The following is a 20,019-nucleotide window of genomic DNA, read 5'->3' on the forward strand; positions in this document are numbered from 1 at the left end:
AAAATGCCAATCTCTCTTGGATTTCTTCAGAACGAAGAACTTCGTCGCTAGCAGCGCCGCCGCCCTCGTCAGTGAGCGGCGTTATAGTCCTACACATTTTCAACGTCAACATACTTTTTCGCAAAACCTCAACAAAACAAATAAGCCTCTGATTTATAACGGTAATCTACCCGAAGCCACGGCGCAAAACCCCAAAACCCTGCTTGCAGCACTAAAAACCTCCTTAAGACATGGCAACACGCCCGCTTTGCCGAGAGCGGTTAAAGTCGTGATAACTGCAGGCAATTGCGCCCACACAATTCCACATTCTGATGGTTACCATTGGTCATGAAGAAATCGGCCGGCAGGCATTCGTGACCTGCGGCAAGGCCCCATGATTTGACTCTCCTCCTCGAAAGGGGCACATGGTTGACCCAAGGTTCCTCACGCAGAATGATGAATTGCATGCGGTATAACGAGTTTCTGGGACTGGTTTAGACAAGCATGAACACCGCCCGAAGCATGATCCGCTCGCTTGGCAACGAGCCGCCTATCCTGGCCGATGGCCGCCGGGCGCCGGATCGTCGTGAGATTTCGCTTCGCTGGCTGTCCGGCACATTCCTGACCGGGATCACCTCTTCCATTCTGATGGGCGTCGCGTTGTTTGCAGCGCTTGATGGCCGTCAACAACTGGCCACGCCTGCTGAAGCTTCCGTTCCGCTTGCCGATACCGGGCATGACGACACCGCCTCCCGCGGCAAAAGACTGCTCGCCGGCAACATCGTGGCCATGCCGACAGACCGCAAGATCATGGAAGTCTCTACTGTCGTTCACGAAGGCAATAAGGAAGTCGTCCGGCGCAAGCCGTTTGCGCATGTGAAGATGAACCTTGCCGTCAATCACGTGGCACCGGAGGCTTACCCGTCCTTCGATCCCTTGAGCATATTCGTCTCCGACGAGGCACCTCCTCCGCCATCGAACCGCACCGGCGTCATCTACGGCTCCAACGTGGAGTCCGAGGTCAGCTTGCAGACGGTGGCTTTCCCGACCAAAGGCTCCAACCTTCCTTATGCGGCGTCCATGACGCTGGAGGAAGTGGAGGAGAACGTCCGCTCCAACGGCTCGGTCCTGACCTCGGGCAATGCGCAGCTTTCCGCGCTCTATTACGTCGATCCTCAACGCTTCTCATCGGCTGGCGACGATGTGGATGTGACATCCGGCATCTCGGCCCGTGTGGTAGAGGAGAACATGTCGGTTTCGACGCCCGAGCCGATCACGTCTCACACCCGTGAATATGCCGACGACGTCATTCCGGTCCGCCGACAGATGACCGTTGTGGAAGCCATGACGGAGGTCGGCTACCCCGACAACAAGGCCCGCGAAATTTCCGGCTACCTACAGGGGCGCGTCGGCCAGCCCGGCCTGATCCCTGGAGATGTCCTACGGATCGGCGTCATCCAGGAAGGCCAGATGGTGCTGGTCGTGCGCGCCAGCGTCTATCGTCGAGGTTCCCATCTGGTGACGGTCGCGGCAGACGATCACAACCATTTCGTGGATGCGCAGGAACCTGCCATGCTGGATGCCGTGGCGAGCGCCTTCAGCGACCAGCCGCCTCAAGTCATGGCCGGACGGGAATTGCCCAGCGTCTATGACGGAATTTATCGCGCTGCGCTTTCTTATGGGATGAGCAAGGAAATGACGGCACTGGTGGTGAAGCTGCTGGCAAGCAGTGTCGATCTCCAGGCCCAGTTGAAGCCGACGGATTCCATTGAAGCCTTCTTCTCCGTCGCAGACGAAAAGGGTCAGGCGACGAAAGATTCTGAGCTCCTCTTCGTGAATGCTCATTTTGGCGACACGTCCACCCGCTTCTACCGCTTCCAGGATGCGGACGATGATTCAGTCGACTACTTCGATCAGGATGGCCGCAGCATCCGACAATTCCTCTTGCGCAATCCTTTGCCCAATGGGCGCATGACCTCTGGTTTCGGCATGCGCCGCCATCCGCTGCTCGGCTATTCGCGCATGCACACGGGAACGGACTGGGCAGCCCCTCGTGGCACCCCGATCATTGCCGCCGGTAACGGCATCGTGGAAAAGGCAGGCTGGGATTCCGGCGGTTATGGCAACCAGACCCTGATCCGCCACGCCAACGGCTACGTCTCATCCTATAATCACCAAAGCGCCATCGCGCCCAACGTGCGGGAAGGTGCCAAGGTTACCCAAGGCCAGGTCATCGGCTATGTGGGAACGAGCGGAGAATCGACTGGCGCTCATCTCCATTACGAGCTCATCGTGAATGGCACCAAGGTGGATCCGATGAAGGTCCGTTTGCCTGGCGGCCAGTCGTTGAAGGGCGAGGCGCTTGCGAAATTCGAGGGTGAGCGGAAACGCATCGACGCCTTCCTCAACAATCCGAAGCCGGACGAAGTCGCAAGTCGATAAAGCGCCGCCTGAACGGTTGCGAAGCACCTCGTAGTTCCTAAAACAAAAATGCCGCGCCAGAAGAAATCCGGCGCGGCATTCTCGTGTTCGAGTGAGGTCGCTTTAAGCGGCTTCGCTGATATGCTGGTTGCGCACGCGGAACAGCAGGCGGTCCGAGCCCGCAGTCACGGCAACGGTGGAACCGTCAGGGATCTGGCCGCCCAGGATCTGCTCGGCAAGCGGATCCTGAACGTGTTTCTGGATCACCCGCTTCAGCGGACGAGCGCCATACACCGGATCATAACCCTTGTCGGCCAGCCATTCACGGGCGTCTTCTCCGAGATCCAGCGTGATCTTACGATCCGACAGGAGCTTGAGCAGGCGCAGCATCTGGATATCGACGATTGTGCCCATCTCACTGCGGCGCAGGCGATGGAAAAGGATGATCTCGTCGACGCGGTTCAGGAATTCCGGCCGGAACGACGCCCGCACCACACCCATCACCTGTTCGCGAACACTGTCCGTATCCTCGTTTTCACCAAGGTTGGTCAGGTATTCCGCCCCCAGATTTGAGGTCATGATGATGATCGTGTTCTTGAAATCGACTGTGCGCCCTTGACCGTCCGTCAGGCGCCCGTCGTCGAGCACCTGCAGGAGAACGTTGAACACATCCGGATGCGCCTTCTCGATCTCGTCGAACAGCACGACCTGGTAGGGCTTGCGCCTGACGGCTTCGGTCAATGCGCCGCCTTCCTCATAACCGACATAGCCAGGAGGCGCACCGATCAGCCGGGCCACGGAGTGTTTCTCCATGTATTCTGACATATCCATGCGCACCATCGCCGTCTCGTCGTCGAATAGGAAGCGCGCGAGCGATTTCGTCAACTCGGTCTTGCCCACCCCGGTCGGACCGAGGAAGATGAACGAGCCGATCGGCCGGTTGGGATCCTGCAAACCGGCGCGGGACCGACGCACTGCACGCGAAACCGCCTGCACGGCATCGCCCTGCCCAACGACCGATTTGGCAAGCTCGTCTTCCATCCGAAGCAGCTTGTCCCGTTCGCCTTCCAGCATCTTGTCCACCGGGATACCGGTCCAGCGGGAGATGACATGGGCGATCGCGTCGGGGTTGACGACTTCCTGCACCATGGCATTTGTCGAGCTGTCCTGAGCTTCGGCGTCTACGAGACGTTTTTCCAATTCAGGAATGACCCCATAGGTCAGTTCCCCTGCTCGCTGGAACTCGCCTTTGCGCTGGGCAATGGCCAGGTCATTGCGAGCTTCGTCGAGCTGCCGCTTCAGATCGGCGGCGAGGCCGAGCTTCTGCTTTTCAGCCTGCCAGCGTGCCGTGAGCGCATCCGCCTGCTCTTCGAGCGCGGTAACTTCGGATTCGAGCCGCATCAGCCGGTCAGCCGATGCACTGTCCGTCTCCCGCTTCAGGGCTTCTCGCTCGATCTTGAGCTGCATGATGCGCCGGTCGAGTTCGTCCAGCTCCTCGGGTTTGGAATCCACCTGCATGCGAAGACGCGACGCAGCTTCGTCCATCAGGTCGATCGCCTTGTCCGGCAGGAAACGATCCGTGATATAGCGGTTCGACAGCGTTGCTGCGGCGACCAGCGCCGAATCCGAGATGCGCACCTTGTGGTGCTGCTCATATTTCTCCTTGAGGCCGCGCAGGATCGAGATCGTGTCCTCGACCGTCGGCTCGTCAACCATCACAGGCTGGAAGCGGCGGGCAAGTGCGGGATCCTTTTCCACATGCTTGCGGTATTCGTCGAGCGTGGTAGCACCGACGCAATGCAATTCGCCGCGCGCAAGAGCCGGCTTCAGCAGGTTGGAGGCATCCATTGCGCCGTCGCCCTTACCGGCACCGACCAGCGTATGCATCTCGTCGATGAAGAGGATGATCTCGCCATTTTCAGACTGGACCTCGTTCAGCACGCTCTTCAGGCGCTCCTCGAACTCACCCCGATACTTCGCACCCGCAATCAGCGAGCCCATGTCGAGTGCCATCAGCCGCTTGTCTTTAAGGCTTTCCGGCACGTCCCCATTGACGATGCGCAGCGCCAGGCCTTCGGCAATCGCCGTCTTGCCGACGCCCGGCTCACCGATTAGGACCGGGTTGTTCTTGGTGCGGCGCGATAGGACCTGGATCGTGCGGCGAATTTCGTCGTCACGGCCAATCACCGGGTCGAGCTTGCCTTCGCGGGCTTCCGCCGTCAGGTCTCGCGCAAATTTCTTCAAGGCCTCGAAACCGGCTTCGGCATTGGCGCCATCCGCCGTGCGGCCCTTGCGGATGTCATTGATCACCTGGTTCAGGCCTTGCGCAGTCACGCCAGCCTTCTTCAAGGTCGCAGAGGTGGAAGCGGAGCTTTCTATGGCAAGCGCCAGCAGCAGGCGTTCGACAGTAACGAAGCTGTCGCCGGCCTTCTTGGCTGCCTCTTCCGCAGTCGCGAAAACCTTGGCGAGCGGCTGCGCGAGGTAGATCTCGCCATTGCCGCCGGAAACCTTGGGAAGTTTCGCGAGTGCAGCATCATTGGCGATCCGGGCTTCTTTGGCGCTGCCGCCCGCACGTTCGATCAGGGAAGATGCCATGCCCTGGTCGTCGTCGAGCAGAACCTTCAAGACATGCTCTGGCGTGAACTGCTGGTTTCCGATGGTTAGCGCCTGAGTCTGAGCAGACTGCAGGAACCCACGAACTCGCTCGGAATATTTCTCGATATTCATAGTTATACCTCCTGGCTCGCCCTGCCCTTATAAGGCACAGGCCGATGATTGAGATTGAGCTCCCTCAAAGGCAAGCTCTGCCGAATGCTCGGCTTCCACAAAAATATGGGAGGGGATGTCGTGATTTTAAAGACGGCAGCTTGCGCATTTCACCAAGGCCTTGGGAAGGGTGTGTGCGTTGCCGTGATGGTAAAAAGCAGGTGTTCCTGGAACGCGTCTTCCGCACCATCTTCAAACGCAAAAACTCCGGCTCTTGGCCGGAGTTTTCTTGGATATGCGAACCTAAAACTAGGTTTATTCGCCGGCCGCTTCGGCCAAAGCAGGCTGATCGTCGCCGGATGCTTCACCTTCTTCAGCGCCAGCTTCGCCACGACGCGGGCGCCGTGGACGGTTGCCGGCATTGCGACGACGACGGGGCGCGGCTTCCGCCTGTGCTTCTTCTTCGACAGCAACTTCTGCAGGCGTACCTTCGATTACCGGCTGCGGGCCATCCGGATCGGCCACGGGGGCGGAAATCTCGGCAGGCTGCTGGTTCGGCTGCTGCACGACACGTTCCGGGCGGTCCGGCCGGCGTTCACGGCGCGGCTCACGGCGGTTTTCACGCGGCGGCTGCTCGCGGCCTTCAGAAACCTGACCCTGAGGAGTGCCCGAGGCCTGCTGGCCGCCCTGGCCCTGGATATTCTGGCCCTGGGTGTGCTGCTCTCGGCGAGGCTGCTCGTCCATGCCGGGCTGCGGCGCGTATCCGAAATCGTCACCGTCCGAGCCGTCCAGATCGTCCTGGTCCAGCACGTTTCCGTCGCGATCCTGCATTTCACCACGTTCGTCACGCGGGAAGCGATCCTGCATCTGAGCCTGCGCGGCCGCAATAATGCGGTTATAGTGTTCGGCGTGCTGCAGATAGTTTTCCGCCATGACACGGTCGCCGGAACTCTGGGCGTCGCGTGCGAGCGTCGAATACTTTTCGGCGATGTGCTGAGCAGTTCCGCGGATCTTCACATCGGGACCGGAACTATCGTAGGTCCGGCTGAGCGGGTTGCCGCCCTTGCGATTGAAGTTGTTATTGCCTCCGCCGCTGCCACCGTTGTTATTATTATTGGTACCGCGACCTCGACCGCGTTTATTCTGCTGTCCTGGCCTCATCTATCCTTCACCAACTCTCTGTCTTCGCTGATAGGGTCACGCGGTCCGGCACTCAAAGCCGTAGCAGGACTTCGCGTGAAGCGCGCAGATCGACCCAGGCGGCCTGCCGCATTCAAAGTTAAATTAACTGATTCACGCACCGGAATTTGTTCAACCTTCGCAAACCTTCGAAAAGGCATGGAACAGGGTTGACCTGTAACCCGAACGAATCGCTGTTCATTCTCAGCCGCCCCGATGCGTGCCTTCAAGCTATCCCGCTTCCTTCTGGATTCCAAGCCTTTTCTTTTGCTATGCAATATCAACGATTGCGAAGCTTGAAGATGAGGGCGCGATCATTTCCACCATAGTCACGTTCAGCTTGCGCTACGATGAATTCGGCGGAAGTAAATATCTCCGTGACGGCAAGTTGCTGGTCGAAACCTATCTCTACTCCAATCAGGCCTTCCGGCTCGAGAAAACGGGCCGCATCAGCGGCGATGTCTCGATAGGGATAGAGACCATCCGGGCCACCATCCAAGGCAGCCAGCGGATCGAAGTTGCGAACTTCAGGATCCAGTCTAGGGATAACATCGCTACGTATATAAGGCGGATTTGACACGATTATGTCAAACCGCTCCGAAACATTGTCGAACCACCGGCTGCGGAGCGTGCCGAACCGGTCACCAAGTCCCAAGCGTTCCGCATTCCGTTGCGCCGTTGCAAGCGCATCTTCCGATATATCCGTTCCGACACCGCTTGCAGCCGGAATTTCCTTGAGCAGTGCCAGAAGGATTGCGCCGGTGCCGGTGCCGAGATCCAGAATACGGGCAGAACCCTTGTCCATCACGATGCGCCGCAAATGCGGGATCATCGCATCGACAAGAACTTCCGTGTCCGGCCGGGGCTCCAGCGTTTCGCGTGAGATCAGAAGATCCATCCCATGAAACTCGCGTGATCCCAATATGCGGTGAACCGGCTCGCGTTTCAATCGCCGCCCGATCGCCACCTCGATCAGGGCCTCTTCCTCTTCGGTGAGGACGCGATCGCCACCAACGAAAACTTCCGTCGGCGAAAGCTTGAGCAGACCGGCCAGGAGCAGCCGCGCCTCGATGCCAGCATCAGCCAGCTCAGCCTCGGAAAACCGGCTGCGAGCTTCCATCACAGCCGCAGCAAGGGTCGTCATCCCTGGATCTCGCTTAGCTGCGCCAATTGCCCGGCCTGATAGTCCGCGATCAGGGCATCGACCATTTCATCGATGTCTCCTTCGATCATCTTGTCCAGCTTGTAGAGGGTCAGGTTGATGCGGTGATCGGTAATCCGACCCTGCGGGAAGTTGTAGGTGCGGATGCGCTCGGAACGGTCACCGGAGCCGACCTGGCTCTTGCGGTTCGCCGACCGTTCGCTGTCGATCTTCTGCCGCTCCATGTCGTAGAGACGAGAGCGCAGCACCTGCATGGCCTTTGCCCTGTTCTGATGCTGGGACTTCTCCGAACTGGTGACGACGATGCCGCTTGGCATATGCGTGATCCGAACCGCGGAGTCTGTCGTGTTGACGTGCTGACCGCCGGCGCCGGACGACCGCATGGTATCGATGCGGATATCCTCCGCGCGGATCTCGATGTCGATATCCTCAGCCTCCGGCAGCACGGCGACGGTCGCCGCAGACGTATGGATGCGTCCTTGGGTTTCCGTGTCGGGCACTCGCTGCACGCGGTGAACCCCGGATTCGAACTTGAGCTTGGAAAAAACGCCGCGCCCGGTAACGGTCGCGATGATTTCCTTGTAGCCGCCCGCTTCCCCTTCGCTGGCAGACAGAACTTCGACCTTCCAGCCTTTGGTCGCCGCGTAGCGCTCATACATCCGGAAGAGATCGCCGGCAAAAAGGGCGGCCTCGTTGCCTCCCGTCCCCGCCCGGATTTCCAGGATAGCGCTTTTCTCGTCGGCGGCATCCTTGGGCAGGAGCAGGATCTGCATGTCCTTTTCCAGCCCCTCTATCTTCTCCTCGGCTTCCGGAAGCTCCAGTTCCGCCAGCTCGCGCATGTCGCGATCCGTCGTCTTGTCCGAAAGCATGGCCTTCAGATCGGCCACTTCCCCAAGCGTCTTTTCATACTCGCGGATTTTGCGCACGACCGGCTGCAGCTCGGAGTATTCGGAGGCGAGCTTCACGTAAACGTCGGCCGCCGGCCCTTCGGACATGCGCGCCTCGATCTCGCCGAAGCGGCGTTCCAACTCGCGCATTTTTTCGACAGGAAGCTTCGCCACCTTTTGTGTGCTCCGTATTCTTTTATACCGCTAGAGCGGGATGTTGTTGGCTTCGGCGAACTTCATGAGCAGGTCGCGGATCGGAATCGAGGAACGCCCGTCGTCGAGGGCGGCGTTCAGCTCCGAGGCCAGTTGCTCCACATTCAACCCCAGAAGCATGGCCTTCACCGGGCCAATCGATGTCGCAGCCATCGAAACGGACCGGAAACCGATACCGATCAGCGCCATGGCAGAAAGCGGCTTTCCTGCCATTTCGCCACACAGCGTGACGGATGTGTTGTTGCGTTCGCCGGCCCTGGCGATGTCACGGAGGATGCGCAGGAAAGGCTTGCCGAGCGTATCGAACCGATCCGCCACTCGGGCATTGCCGCGATCTGCCGCCATGGCGAACTGGAACAGATCGTTCGAGCCGACCGACACGAAATCCACTTCCGCCATCAATTCGTCCAGCTGCCACATCAGCGCCGGCACTTCCAGCATAGCGCCGAATTGCAGCTTGCGTGGCAGGCTGTGACCGAACTTGGAAAGATGCTGGACTTCCTTCTGCATCAAGTCGCGGACGGCATGGATTTCCGAAACCTCCGTCACCATCGGAAGCATCATTTTCAGCTCTGCGCCTGCCGACGCACGCAGCAGCGCACGCAGTTGCGTCCGCAAGAGGCCCGGCCTGTCGAGTGACAACCGTATGGCGCGCCAGCCGAGGGCCGGATTTTCTTCTTCTTGCGCCCGGAAATAAGGCACGACCTTATCGCCGCCGATATCCAGCGTTCGGAAGGTGACCGGCCGTCCGCCCGCCTGCTTCAGTACGTTGCGGTAAAAGCTTTCCTGCTCCTCCAGCTTCGGCATGGTGGATGCGATCATGAACTGAAGCTCTGTGCGGAACAGCCCGATGCCGCTCGCACCCGACTCCGCCAACTGCGGCAGATCGACGAGAAGCCCCGCATTCATCTGAAGGTTGATCCGCTTGCCATCCTTTGTAATCGGCTCCACCAGGCGAAGCGCGCGGAACTGTTCCTGGCGACGGGCGCGCAGGCGAACCTTTTCCTCGTAGGCCTTCTGCAGGTCCGACATCGGCCGCAAGTGGACCTGTCCGTCGTCGCCGTCGATAATGATGGGGTCGCCGTTTTCAGCCAGCGCCACCACGCCGGTCGCCTGGCCCACCACCGGAATGCCCATGGCCCTTGCAACGATAACGACATGGCTCGTCACCGCGCCGTCTTCCAGGATCAGGCCGCGCAAGCGATCCCGCGGATAGTCCAGAAGTTCTGCCGCACCCATGGCGCGCGCGAGGATAATCGCATCGACGGGGAAGTTTTCATCGCCGACGCGGCCGGTGAAACCGGTGAGCTGGCGCAGCAGGCGGTTCGCAAGATCGTCGAAATCATGCATCCGCTCCCTGAGATAGGGATCGGTAAGGCGCATCATGCGGGCTTTGGTGTCGCTCTGGACTTTTTCGACCGCGGCTTCCGCCGTCAGGCCGTTCCGGATCGCCTCCTCCATGCGCCGCACCCAGCCCTGGTCGTGGGCGAACATTCGGTAGGTTTCCAGAACCTCGCGATGCTCTCCCTCCATGGAAACTTCGCGGCGCGACAGCATGTCGTCAATCGAAATGCGCAAGGACCCCAGCGCTTCCGCAAGACGCTTGATTTCCTTATCGGCATCTTCGTTCAGAAGGTTCGTGACCACGATGCGCGGCTCGTGCAGAACCACATGACCGAGGCCGATACCTTCGTTATAGCCGTCTCCGTTGATGGTGACGGCGCGAGTGAGATCGAGCTCCAGCCCGGGTCGCGTAATCTTCTTGAGCTCGCCGGTGGCAATCATCTCGGCGATGACCATCGCCGTCGTTTCGAGAGCCTCGAGCTCGTCCTCGCGGTAGTTGCGGCTCGCCTTGTTCTGGACGACCAGAACGCCGAGCGTACGGCCAGCCCGCAGGATCGGAACACCGAGGAAGGAGTGGTAGATTTCTTCACCGGTCTCGGGAAGGTAGCGGAAGGCGGGATGGGCCTGAGCGTCCGAAAGATTGAGCGGTTGAGCCGAGGCGGCGATCGTGCCGACGAGGCCCTGCCCCATCTTCAGTTGCGAAAGATGCACCGCCTCCTTGTTGAGGCCTTCTGTTGCGTAGAGTTCCAGGACACCGTCAGACCGCAACACATAAACGGAGCATACCTCCGCCACCATGTTGCTGGCGATTTGACGGACGATCCTATCCAGGCGCTCTTGGGGCTCGAGCGGCTCCGCCATCAACTCGCGCAGCCGCTTCAAAAGCACGCGCGGACCTGCCGACAGGTCTCTCATCGGCATGAGTTCTCCCGAAACAAGATCATCCTTCCGGAAGACGGCGCGCCGCTGCTCACGACGCACTCGACCGGTTCACCTTTAACTCTTATCGAGACCGTAAGCGGAATGCAAAGTACGAACTGCAAGTTCGGAATAGGCGCCGTCGATCAGGATCGAAATCTTGATTTCGGACGTCGTGATCGCCTTGATGTTGATCGATTTTTCAGCAAGTGCCTTGAAGGCCAGCGCTGCCACGCCGGCATGGCTGCGCATGCCGATGCCGATGACGGAAACCTTGGCCAGACCCGATTCGCTCTGGACGACGTCGAAGCCGATCTTTTCCTTATTGTCCTCCAGAACCTTGATGGCCTTCTGAACGTCGCCGTAAGGCACGGTGAAGGTCATGTCGGTCTTGGAACCGTCCTCGGAAATGTTCTGGACGATCATATCGACATTGATATGCGCTTCGGCCAGCGGTCCGAAAATGGCTGCCGAAACACCCGGACGGTCGGAAAGCCGCCGCAGCGAGATCTGTGCTTCATCCTTGGCAAAAGCGATGCCGGTGACGACTTCCTGTTCCACGATTTCTTCCTCGTCGCAAATCAAAGTGCCGGGAGGATTGAGCAGGTCACCCATGCCCGGCGCATCTGGGTCCTCAAAACTGGAGCGTACGAAGGTGCGCACCTTGAATACCATGGCGAGCTCGACCGAACGCACCTGCAGTACCTTCGATCCGAGCGACGCCATTTCCAGCATCTCCTCGAAGGACACTTTCTTCATGCGGCGCGCCTGCGGCACGATGCGCGGGTCTGTGGTGTAGACGCCATCCACGTCCGTGTAGATGTCGCAGCGGTCTGCCTTGACAGACGCCGCGATCGCGACGGCCGAAGTGTCGGAGCCGCCGCGGCCGAGCGTGGCGATACGATTGTCAGGCCCGATGCCCTGGAAGCCGGCAATGACGGCCACCTGGCCTTCGCCCATACGCTTGATGATTTCGGTTCCGTCGATCTCCATGATGCGGGCGGCGCCATGGGAATTATCCGTGCGGATCGGGATCTGCCATCCCTGCCAGGAGCGCGCATTGATGCCCATGGATTGCAGCGCGATAGCAACCAGACCCGACGTTACCTGCTCACCGGACGCGACGACCGTGTCGTACTCGCGAGCGTCATAGAAGGGGGAATTGGCACCGTTCGCTTTCGGCGTATCCTGCACCCAGGAAACCAGTTCATTGGTTTTCCCAGACATGGCCGAAACGACCACCGCCACTTCGTGGCCGGCCTCGACCTCGCGTTTCACATGGCGCGCAACGTTATGAATGCGTTCAAGATTAGCGACCGACGTGCCGCCGAACTTCATCACAATGCGAGCCATACCTGCCACTACCACCCATCGATTCCGGATTTGCCGGAAACGTATGCCTGACCAGCCCCTGTGCGGGGCACCGAATTGCGGCGTGTCTTATCGAAAAGGGGAAGGCCGTGCAATGGCAGCGCGTATGTGTTTTGGCCTGGGCACCCAAGAGAAAAAGGCGCGCCTCGATCGAGACGCGCCTTTCATCATGAATAGCTCGGTTTAGCGGCAATCCCGGGCCGGGCCGGTGCAGACTGCGCCACCGTCCTGGCTCCGCATCCCACCCCAGGGACGACGAGGTTGATCGTCCTGGTTCTGGTTCTGGTTCTGGTCGCGGCTTTCCTGGGGCGGTTGCGGACGTTCATCCCTGTTCCGGCCGGGGTCCCGATCAGGTCGCGGCGGTCGATTGTCACCGTCCACACGCGGCGGCGGCGGAGGGCGCCGATCATCGCGATCCTGATCCCGGCCTTCATCACGGTCCCACCGTGGCGGACGCCGGTTCTCATCATCCCATCGCGGCGGACGGCGATTTTCGTCGTCCCAGCGAGGTGGCGGGCGGCGGTCGTCATCCCATCGCGGTGGTGGACGGCGATTGTCGTCGTCCCAACGTGGCGGCGGCGGGCGGCGATCATCGTTCCAGCGCGGCGGCGGAGGCGGCAGGGGCCGCTCGGAGCGCCAGTCATACCGGCGCCAACGATCCCGTTCGCGGTAGAAGTTGCGGTCGCGATAATAGCGATCCCAGTAGTTGTCCACCTCGAAGGTCACACTCGGAATGCCGAGACCCTGATAATAGTTCGGCGCCACATATACGCGATTGGAACGGTAGTTCGCCTTCACATAGTTGCCGGAGACCCAGCCACGACCGCCGACGAAGGAGACGTCGCACCAATTGACGCTGCTCATGCAGCCATTGATCGTTACGGGAGCGCCGACAGGAACCACCGCCACCGCCGGATATGCCGTGCTTGGGCCCGACCGCATATTGACGTTTGCGATTGCGATACCTCGCACGGCAGCGTCAGCGATCGATGGCGCCGCCAGCAGGGCAAAAAGCGCTGCAGCACTCATCAAAAATTTCTTCACTGTTTCCTCCTGAGGAACATATATCGTCCCAAACCGTCAGCGGGCCGCGAACGACCCGTTTCAATGTTCGATCGGGCCTTATTGTTCCAGCTTTCGACTGAACGACGCATGAACGGTCCGTTGGAACATGTAGAACCCCGCTTCGAGAAGCGAAACAAGCGCGACATGCCGCAGCCGGCCATTCGAGGTTTACCCTTGACTTCCAGTCTGCCACGTCCGACTTCATCGGCAAAACCAGGAGCGCGAGCATGAGCGAAGCGGCAAGAACCACCGTAGATCCGAGCCAAGTCGAGTGGTTTTCCAAAATGGCAGCGGAGTGGTGGAACCCGAACGGCAAGTTCAAACCGCTTCACAAGTTCAACCCTGTTCGCCTCGCCTATATTCGAGACCGCATCTGCGACAATTTTGGCCGGGACCCGCGTGGCCACCAGCCGCTGAGCGGGCTGCGCGTTCTTGATATCGGCTGCGGCGGGGGCCTTCTCTCGGAGCCCATCGCCCGCATGGGCGCGACCGTCGTCGGTGCCGACCCTTCCGAGAAGAATATCGGCATCGCCTCCACCCATGCGGCCGAAAGCGGCACCTCCGTCGATTACCGCGCCGTGACGGCGGAGCAACTATCCGAGGCCGGAGAAGCTTTCGATGTCGTGCTCAACATGGAAGTGGTCGAGCATGTTGCTGACGTGCCCTTGTTCATGGGCACCTGCGCCGGCATGGTTCGCCCAGGAGGCCTGATGTTCATCGCCACCATCAACCGCACCTTGAAAGCGCGCGCACTTGCCATCTTCGCCGCCGAAAACGTACTGCGCTGGCTGCCCAAAGGCACACATCAATATGAAAAGCTCGTGCGTCCGCAGGAGGTCGAGGGCCCGCTGCACCAGGCGGGACTCGAGATCATCCACCGGACGGGCGTGTTCTACAATCCGCTCCAGGATCGCTGGAACCTGTCCCCGGATATGGACGTGAACTACATGCTGCTCGCCAAGCGGCCGGCATAAATCGCAGCTCTTAGAGAATCAGTTGGCGTCTTCGGGCAGAACCGGCAACGGCGCCACCGCTATGCCTTCTTCCAGAAGCTCGTGCAGGTCCAAGATGCTTGCCTGACCGACAATGCCGCGCGCGTCTCTCTCGCCGTAATGGATCTTTCGGGCTTCTTCGGGGAACCGGTCTCCGACATCTTCGGCATTGGCCTTGATGGAAGCGACAGCTTCGCGGATCTTCGCCAGGGCCTCCTGTCGCGCAAGATCCATGACCATCGCTTGTTTCTCTTCCTTCTTGCGGGCAGTGGAAACAGCTGGCGCCATGAGCATTTTGGAAACGGACGAGGAATTGCAGACGGGGCAGGTCAGAAATCCGATTTCCACCTGGCGATCAAAGTCCGCGCTTCCGGAAAACCATCCTTCAAACGCATGACCATGGTCGCAGGACAGCGAATACTTGATCACACCGCAGTCCTCCCAGACGTCTGGGGATAACGAGCGCCTTGCGCCGCCGCATCTCGGACAAGGCGCGCCATGCAAGCGGCATTTCGCTCTGGATCGGTTCCGGAGCACGTCTGGATAGCGGCGACCTTGAGAGACATGATGTAACCTCAGCCGGCGAGCATGGAGTCAAGCTTGCCGGCGCGATCGAGTGCGTGGAGATCGTCGCAGCCACCCACATGCTGACCGTCGATGAAAATCTGCGGGAAGGTCGAGCGGCCATTGGCCTTGCCGATCATTTCTTCGCGCAATTCCTTGGAATAGGTTGCATCATGCTCCGTAAAAGCCACGCCCTTGGCATCCAGCAGGGACTTGGCACGAGCGCAGTAGCCGCAATATTCGCGGGTATAAATGGTGACATCTGCCATGATCATCTCCGGCGCGCGGCAGGCGGGAATACATGTCCGCGCTCAGTCTTGGGGTTTCTGTCATATAGGTCCCGAAATGGCCGTTGCAAAGGTCAAAACCGTGACCTCGGCTGCCCCTGCCTTCTTAAGGGCACGGCTTGCGGACGAAACCGTGGCACCTGTCGTATAGACGTCATCAACGAGAACGAGCCGCTTGCCCCAGACATCTGCCTCCTGGCCGGGAGCAATGGCAAAGGCCGCGCGAACATTGTCTTGCCGCGCTCTTGCGCTGAGCCCGACCTGGCGGCTTGTCCGCTTGGTGCGGATCAGCGTCAATGGCAGGAACGGCCGGTCGGACAACAGCGCCAGATGGCGTCCGAGTTCGGCCGCCTGGTTGAACTTTCGCATCGCCAGCCGTGTTCGGTGGAGAGGCACGGGAATGATCCCATCGCAACTTTCGAGATAGGGCTCGCCGGCGCGCCGCATCCACCCGGCCATCATTGCGGCAAGGTCGGTGCGATCCTTATATTTGAGCGCATGAACAAGCCGGCGTGCAGCGCCTTCGTGGAGAACGACCGAACGGAGGCGGTCGAAAACAGGGGGGTCGGCAATCGCCTGGGCCGACAATATGCCCGGGCCGGGGTCATAGGAGAAAGGCAGACCCAGGACTTCGCAAAAGGGCCGCTCGATAAAACGAATATCGCTCCAGCAGGCGGGGCAAAAACCTGCATGGCTCCCGGTCCCGACGCCGCAGCCCGGACATCTCGGCGGATAGACAATATCACCCAGGCGGCCTACCCAGTTCTGGGCAAGCGACATGATCAGGCGGAAGGCCGCAGGCGACGTCATACTCGGCATGGCCTTCACAGTAATCGGTGGAGCCGCCGTTTGAGAATAGGGAAAAGAGACCGGCATGGAAATTCTGTTCGATGAAAAACTTGTTGCTGCCAGGCGGGAGCGGGCGTTGCAGAAAGGTCAGGGTGCGGCCTTTCTTCTGGACATCGCCGCTCAAGAGCTTTCGGAGCGCCTGGCCGTCGTCGAGCGCCATTTCGATGAAGCGGTTGAACTGCATGGCGGCAATGGCCTTGCAGCCCGATATGCGCTTGAAACAGGCAAGGTCAATGCCATCCGCCGCGCAGAAACGAGCGAGATATTTGGCGCGGGCCAGTCTCCTATCCTTGCGGCCGGCCTGGGCGAAGTGCCCTTGGAGGCTGCTTCCACCAATCTTGTGCTCTCACCGCTTTCGCTGCATCTCGTCAACGACCTGCCCGGCACGCTGATCCAGATCCGCCGCGCGCTGAAGCCTGATGGCCTTCTGCTGGCCGCCATACCGGGCGCGGGCACGCTGAACGAGCTGCGTGACGCCCTGCTGTCGGCAGAAGCCGAACTGATGGGCGGCGCAAGCCCTCGCGTCATCCCCTTCATCGACGTGCGCGATGCCGGCGCGCTTCTGCAGCGGGCAGGGTTTGCGCTGCCCGTCGTCGATACCGAAACCTATACCGTGCGATACGATTCCCTGTTTGCGCTGATGCAGGATCTTCGCGCCATGGGCATGGCCAACCCGCTGGTCGGGCGCAGCCGGGTGCCGCTGACAAGGCGCTTCTTCCTACGGGCAGCGGAGCTCTATGCCGAGCGCTATTCCGATCCGGACGGCCGCGTCCGCGCGACCTTCTCGATCATCTATGCGTCCGGATGGGCGCCCCATGAGAGCCAGCAGCAGCCGCTGAAGCCGGGATCGGCCAAGATACGGCTTGCCGACGCACTGCGCACGATGAAGGACGAATGACGTCGATTGGTCCTAGGGAACTGGTGTATCGAGCTTGCTCTGGATCAGTCCGAACAGGTCGGTGAGCGTGTTGGTCAGAGTGCCGAAGGCGACGATCATAACCATGCAGATGAGGCCGAGGACCAGACCATATTCGACGGCTGTCGCGCCTTGCGTGTCACGCAGGAAGGATTGCAGCAGACGCATCCGATTTCCTCTTCATGGAAGTGAACCAGCGCCATACTACATGTGAAGAGTTAATCAGCAGTCATTGCCGGAACTATACCCTTGAACAATACAGACGGAGCCTGGCGTTTCCTGCAAAATGCTTCGGCGGATCGTGTAATGCTTGGAAGTGCCGTCAGATGGCTTGATCGAGCCGGTGCTGATCATGTCGAAATCTTCCTGGACATGCGCCAGCCGCTTCTGGTCCTCACGTCCCGCAAGCATGGGAGTGATGATCAGCGAAAGGGCGATTACGGCTGTGCCGAAGAGAAGCGCGAGATTGAGCGCGCCGGTCTTGCCGGATCTGTACGTTGCCCGCTGGCGGACCCGCACAGTTTTCCACAATTCCTCGTCCATGCCTCAGGGCCTCATAAACGCACTCAAAGATAAGAGGCCAAACTGCCACATCGGATTGAACGATGTGTTAACAGCGTCTGAATCCGAAGACTCTAATTTAAATAGTTGGAGCGCTTCAGGGTTAATTTAAATAGTTGGAGCGCTTCAGGGTTAAAGCAGATCCTGCAGGATCGGAATGAGCGGCTCGTCGGCTGGCGGCATGGGATAATCGCGCAGGGCCTTGGGCCGCACCCATTTGACGGCTTGACCTTCCCGGCCATAGGGCACCCCCTCGAAGCGCCGGCAGACATAGAGCGGCATCAGAAGATGGAAGCTCTCGTAGTTATGGCTGGCGAAAGTCAGCGGCGCGAGGCAAGCCGCCTTGGTCTTCACGCCCAGTTCTTCGTCGAGTTCGCGAATGAGGGTTTCCTCCGGCGTCTCGCCTGGCTCCACCTTGCCCCCCGGAAATTCCCAAAGGCCGGCCAATGATTTGCCCTCCGGCCGCTGCGCCAGAAGAATGCGCCCATCCGTATCGATCAGCGCGCAAGCGACCACCAGCAGCATCTTGCGGGGCGACTGGCTCATGCCATCACGCCCTGTCGCCAGTAGCGGTACTCGTAGACTTTCCGGAAGCCGAATTTGCGGTAAAGCGCGATGGCCGGATCGTTGGTAGAAACGACCTGCAGCCAGGCGCCACGCGCACCGCTGAGACGCGCCCACCGAAGGGCAGCGGACAGAATTTCTGTTCCTAAGCCGCCCCGGCGCCGGTCGGCAGCGACCGCAAAGGACATGATTCCCGCAAGGTCGTTGTCCTGAACGCAGAGTGCGACCGCAACTGCACCATCCTTCGGAACTTCCTTGATGAAGAAGCCGGTCTGCGGTTTGATCGAGCTGAGGATCTCGGCCAGGGCCGGCTTGAGGCTCGCCTCGTCCTTGTCGAGCACAAGGCTGGCGTCGATGAAGCGGCCGATGTCGTGGCTCGGAAGGTAATCCAGCGTATCCGGCAGCGCCAATTCCGTGAGATCCACCGTCATCACGTCAGCCGTCTCAAACGGTGCCCAGCCCTCCGCCTCCATGAAGGAAAGGAGCTGCGGCGGGATAAGCGGGGTCTCCCGAACGATCAGCTTGCGCCCATAGGAATCGAAACGTTTGGCCGCCTTCTGCAGCCGCAGGGCGAGATCCCGATGATCGGATGGGTCGAGCGGCACGACGCAGTTGAGGCGTTTGGACGGATGCCCGCCCGTGAGCCTGATCTGCCAGCTGCCGTCATACGCCACGGACGCGGCCGGCCATGCCCGAAAGCCGACCGCTTCCAGGCGCCGCACCGTCGGCAGATCGTGGGGCATGGAATTCGCCAGCGTCACTCTCCGTCAGCTCCGGTAATCGCCGTTGATGGCGACATATTCCTTGGTGAGGTCGCAGGTCCAGACGGTGGCCTTGCCGCTGCCGAGCCCGATATCGACCCGGACCGGAATGTCTTCCTGCTGCATGACGGCAGTGGTTTCCGCTTCCGAATAGGCGGGGTCGCGCTCGCCGTTCACGGCCACGCGGACGTCGCCGAACCAGATGGCCAACCGGTCCCGATCCGCCATTTCACCGGACTTGCCGACAGCCATGACGATGCGTCCCCAATTGGCGTCCTCGCCGGCAACCGCTGTCTTGACCAGCGGCGAATTGGCGATCGAAAGCGCGATCCGCTTGGCAGCGACATCTGTTTCGGCACCGGTGACGGTGACTTCCACCATCTTGCGGGCGCCTTCGCCGTCCCGTACCACTTGCAATGCCAGATCTTTCAGAAGATCGTTCAGCGCCGCACGGAAGCTCTCCAGGCGCGGATCGTCCGCCGTCTCGATCTTCGCCTGACCGTCTGAAGCCGCAGCGCCGGTCGCAAACAGCATTAATGTGTCGGAGGTCGAGGTGTCGCTATCCACGGTGACGGAGTTGAAGCTAGGACCGACGCCGGCCGAAAGCAGGCTCTGCAAGGCAGACGACGCGATATCGGCATCTGTCACGACGAAGGACAGCATCGTCGCCATATCAGGCGCGATCATGCCGGCACCCTTGGCGATGCCATTGATGGTAACCGTAACGCCGCCAATCTCCGCCGTGCGCGTCGCAACCTTGGGATAGGTATCCGTGGTCATGATGGCCTTGGCGGCGTCCTGCCAGAAATCGCCATGCGCCTGCTCGTTCATTTCGCCGAGTACGCCTGCAAATTTGGTGGCGTCGAGAGGTTCTCCAATCACACCCGTCGAGGCCAGGTAGACTTCGTTTTCGCCGCAACCGACGGCCTGCGCTGCCGATTTTGCCGTCAGTTCGGTTGCAGCCTTCCCCTTCTGCCCGGTAAAGGCATTGGCATTGCCGGAATTGACGACCACCGCCCGCGCGGTACCGTGCGGCAGATTGGCCCGGCAGAAATCGACTGGAGCGGATGGGCATTTGGAGCGGGTGAAGACGCCCGCAACCGTGGCCGGCTGGTCAAAGACCATCAGCAGCACGTCGGTGCGGTTCTTGTACTTGATGCCCGCAGCAGCGGTGGCCATGCGCACTCCGCGCAATGCCGGCATTTCGGGATAGGATTTGGGGGCAAGCGGCGAAACGGCACCGGACATCGTCAGATCACCTGGGTCTGTGTCAAAGGAAT

19 protein-coding genes and 1 pseudogene are annotated in these 20,019 nt (G+C 60.2%); 4 read left to right on the forward strand and 16 right to left on the reverse strand.

Annotated elements, in window-relative coordinates; genetic code table 11:
• Together EPK99_RS25550 and EPK99_RS24500 are read left to right on the forward strand one after the other, a co-directional pair.
• On the forward strand, positions 1-331 hold a 331-nt coding region (locus tag EPK99_RS25550; RefSeq protein WP_205909137.1), incomplete at its 5' end, for a hypothetical protein.
• Positions 332-483: 152 nt separating this feature from the next.
• Positions 484-2,421 (forward strand): M23 family metallopeptidase, encoded by a 1,938-nt coding sequence (locus EPK99_RS24500; protein ID WP_128445725.1) that lies wholly within the window; start codon positions 484-486, stop codon positions 2,419-2,421.
• Positions 2,422-2,523: 102 nt separating this feature from the next.
• On the opposite strand, the gene clpB is transcribed toward EPK99_RS24500, so the two are convergent.
• From clpB to EPK99_RS24535, 7 genes are all read right to left on the reverse strand, one after another.
• Entirely contained in the window at positions 2,524-5,127 is a 2,604-nt protein-coding gene (clpB, locus tag EPK99_RS24505; RefSeq protein ID WP_128445726.1) for an ATP-dependent chaperone ClpB, read from the reverse strand.
• A 294-nt stretch (positions 5,128-5,421) separates the two neighbouring features.
• Positions 5,422-6,267 (reverse strand): DUF4167 domain-containing protein, encoded by an 846-nt coding sequence (locus tag EPK99_RS24510; protein ID WP_128445727.1) that lies wholly within the window; start codon positions 6,265-6,267, stop codon positions 5,422-5,424.
• Positions 6,268-6,565: 298 nt separating this feature from the next.
• Positions 6,566-7,429, reverse strand: coding sequence for a peptide chain release factor N(5)-glutamine methyltransferase (gene prmC, locus EPK99_RS24515; protein ID WP_128445728.1), 864 nt, complete (start codon positions 7,427-7,429; stop codon positions 6,566-6,568).
• The gene (prfA, locus tag EPK99_RS24520) at positions 7,426-8,508 is read right to left on the reverse strand and encodes a peptide chain release factor 1 (protein ID WP_128445729.1); all 1,083 of its coding nucleotides are present in this window, start codon (positions 8,506-8,508) and stop codon (positions 7,426-7,428) included. The genes prmC and prfA overlap by 4 nt, the downstream gene beginning before the upstream one ends.
• 30 nt (positions 8,509-8,538) lie before the next feature.
• Positions 8,539-10,806, reverse strand: a complete 2,268-nt coding sequence (ptsP, locus tag EPK99_RS24525) for a phosphoenolpyruvate--protein phosphotransferase (protein ID WP_128445831.1) — start codon at positions 10,804-10,806, stop codon at positions 8,539-8,541.
• Positions 10,807-10,887: 81 nt separating this feature from the next.
• On the reverse strand, positions 10,888-12,162 hold the full coding sequence (locus EPK99_RS24530; RefSeq protein ID WP_128445730.1) for an aspartate kinase: 1,275 nt from the start codon (positions 12,160-12,162) through the stop codon (positions 10,888-10,890).
• A 201-nt stretch (positions 12,163-12,363) separates the two neighbouring features.
• Positions 12,364-13,224, reverse strand: coding sequence for an SH3 domain-containing protein (locus tag EPK99_RS24535; protein ID WP_245582563.1), 861 nt, complete (start codon positions 13,222-13,224; stop codon positions 12,364-12,366).
• A 248-nt stretch (positions 13,225-13,472) separates the two neighbouring features.
• On the opposite strand from EPK99_RS24535, the gene ubiG reads away from it, so the two are divergent.
• A complete protein-coding gene (gene ubiG, locus EPK99_RS24540) occupies positions 13,473-14,219 on the forward strand; it encodes a bifunctional 2-polyprenyl-6-hydroxyphenol methylase/3-demethylubiquinol 3-O-methyltransferase UbiG (protein ID WP_128445731.1) in 747 nt (248 codons plus the stop codon).
• An 18-nt stretch (positions 14,220-14,237) separates the two neighbouring features.
• Here ubiG and EPK99_RS24545 read toward each other — a convergent pair whose 3' ends face one another.
• The 4 genes and pseudogenes from EPK99_RS24545 to EPK99_RS24560 form a co-directional block, all read right to left on the reverse strand.
• Positions 14,238-14,666 carry a DUF1178 family protein gene (locus EPK99_RS24545; protein WP_128445732.1) on the reverse strand — a complete coding sequence of 143 codons (429 nt, stop codon included), beginning with the start codon at positions 14,664-14,666 and terminating at the stop codon, positions 14,238-14,240.
• Positions 14,666-14,803 (reverse strand): annotated as a pseudogene (locus EPK99_RS25850) (carbon-nitrogen hydrolase family protein); the annotation flags it as partial. The gene EPK99_RS24545 and the pseudogene EPK99_RS25850, both read right to left, overlap by 1 nt.
• Positions 14,804-14,812: 9 nt before the next feature.
• Positions 14,813-15,070, reverse strand: coding sequence for a glutaredoxin 3 (gene grxC, locus EPK99_RS24555; protein WP_128445733.1), 258 nt, complete (start codon positions 15,068-15,070; stop codon positions 14,813-14,815).
• 60 nt (positions 15,071-15,130) lie between these two features.
• Positions 15,131-15,898 (reverse strand): ComF family protein, encoded by a 768-nt coding sequence (locus tag EPK99_RS24560; protein ID WP_425374246.1) that lies wholly within the window; start codon positions 15,896-15,898, stop codon positions 15,131-15,133.
• Between the two features lie 64 nt (positions 15,899-15,962).
• On the opposite strand from EPK99_RS24560, the gene EPK99_RS24565 reads away from it, so the two are divergent.
• On the forward strand, positions 15,963-16,835 hold the full coding sequence (locus tag EPK99_RS24565; protein WP_128445735.1) for a methyltransferase domain-containing protein: 873 nt from the start codon (positions 15,963-15,965) through the stop codon (positions 16,833-16,835).
• A gap of 12 nt (positions 16,836-16,847) precedes the next feature.
• Here EPK99_RS24565 and EPK99_RS24570 read toward each other — a convergent pair whose 3' ends face one another.
• The 5 genes from EPK99_RS24570 to argJ all read right to left on the reverse strand — a co-directional run bounded on the left by EPK99_RS24570 (position 16,848) and on the right by argJ (position 19,987).
• Positions 16,848-17,021, reverse strand: a complete 174-nt coding sequence (locus EPK99_RS24570) for a Flp family type IVb pilin (protein ID WP_128445736.1) — start codon at positions 17,019-17,021, stop codon at positions 16,848-16,850.
• Positions 17,022-17,075: 54 nt separating this feature from the next.
• Complete coding sequence (locus EPK99_RS24575; protein ID WP_128445737.1) at positions 17,076-17,396, reverse strand: hypothetical protein; 321 nt, start codon at positions 17,394-17,396, stop codon at positions 17,076-17,078.
• A gap of 150 nt (positions 17,397-17,546) precedes the next feature.
• A complete protein-coding gene (mutT, locus tag EPK99_RS24580; protein WP_128445738.1) occupies positions 17,547-17,960 on the reverse strand; it encodes an 8-oxo-dGTP diphosphatase MutT in 414 nt (137 codons plus the stop codon).
• Positions 17,957-18,721, reverse strand: coding sequence for a GNAT family N-acetyltransferase (locus EPK99_RS24585; RefSeq protein WP_128445739.1), 765 nt, complete (start codon positions 18,719-18,721; stop codon positions 17,957-17,959). The genes mutT and EPK99_RS24585 overlap by 4 nt, the downstream gene beginning before the upstream one ends.
• Before the next feature lie 24 nt (positions 18,722-18,745).
• Positions 18,746-19,987, reverse strand: coding sequence for a bifunctional glutamate N-acetyltransferase/amino-acid acetyltransferase ArgJ (argJ, locus tag EPK99_RS24590; RefSeq protein WP_128445740.1), 1,242 nt, complete (start codon positions 19,985-19,987; stop codon positions 18,746-18,748).
• Between the last annotated feature and the right edge of the window lie 32 nt (positions 19,988-20,019).

Origin of the sequence: Neorhizobium lilium (assembly GCF_004053875.1) — a bacterium.
GTDB lineage: Bacteria > Pseudomonadota > Alphaproteobacteria > Rhizobiales > Rhizobiaceae > Neorhizobium > Neorhizobium lilii.

Coding starts and splice junctions, on each gene's coding strand:
- EPK99_RS24500 (WP_128445725.1), top strand. CDS start 484: ATGAACACCGCCCGAAGCATGATCCGCTCGCTTGGCAACGAGCCGCCT.
- clpB (WP_128445726.1), bottom strand. CDS start 5,127: ATGAATATCGAGAAATATTCCGAGCGAGTTCGTGGGTTCCTGCAGTCT.
- EPK99_RS24510 (WP_128445727.1), bottom strand. CDS start 6,267: ATGAGGCCAGGACAGCAGAATAAACGCGGTCGAGGTCGCGGTACCAAT.
- prmC (WP_128445728.1), bottom strand. CDS start 7,429: ATGACGACCCTTGCTGCGGCTGTGATGGAAGCTCGCAGCCGGTTTTCC.
- ptsP (WP_128445831.1), bottom strand. CDS start 10,806: ATGAGAGACCTGTCGGCAGGTCCGCGCGTGCTTTTGAAGCGGCTGCGC.
- EPK99_RS24530 (WP_128445730.1), bottom strand. CDS start 12,162: ATGGCTCGCATTGTGATGAAGTTCGGCGGCACGTCGGTCGCTAATCTT.
- ubiG (WP_128445731.1), top strand. CDS start 13,473: ATGAGCGAAGCGGCAAGAACCACCGTAGATCCGAGCCAAGTCGAGTGG.
- grxC (WP_128445733.1), bottom strand. CDS start 15,070: ATGGCAGATGTCACCATTTATACCCGCGAATATTGCGGCTACTGCGCT.
- EPK99_RS24560 (WP_425374246.1), bottom strand. CDS start 15,898: ATGACGTCGCCTGCGGCCTTCCGCCTGATCATGTCGCTTGCCCAGAAC.
- EPK99_RS24565 (WP_128445735.1), top strand. CDS start 15,963: ATGGAAATTCTGTTCGATGAAAAACTTGTTGCTGCCAGGCGGGAGCGG.
- EPK99_RS24570 (WP_128445736.1), bottom strand. CDS start 17,021: ATGCGTCTGCTGCAATCCTTCCTGCGTGACACGCAAGGCGCGACAGCC.
- EPK99_RS24575 (WP_128445737.1), bottom strand. CDS start 17,396: ATGGACGAGGAATTGTGGAAAACTGTGCGGGTCCGCCAGCGGGCAACG.
- mutT (WP_128445738.1), bottom strand. CDS start 17,960: ATGAGCCAGTCGCCCCGCAAGATGCTGCTGGTGGTCGCTTGCGCGCTG.
- EPK99_RS24585 (WP_128445739.1), bottom strand. CDS start 18,721: ATGCCCCACGATCTGCCGACGGTGCGGCGCCTGGAAGCGGTCGGCTTT.
- argJ (WP_128445740.1), bottom strand. CDS start 19,987: ATGTCCGGTGCCGTTTCGCCGCTTGCCCCCAAATCCTATCCCGAAATG.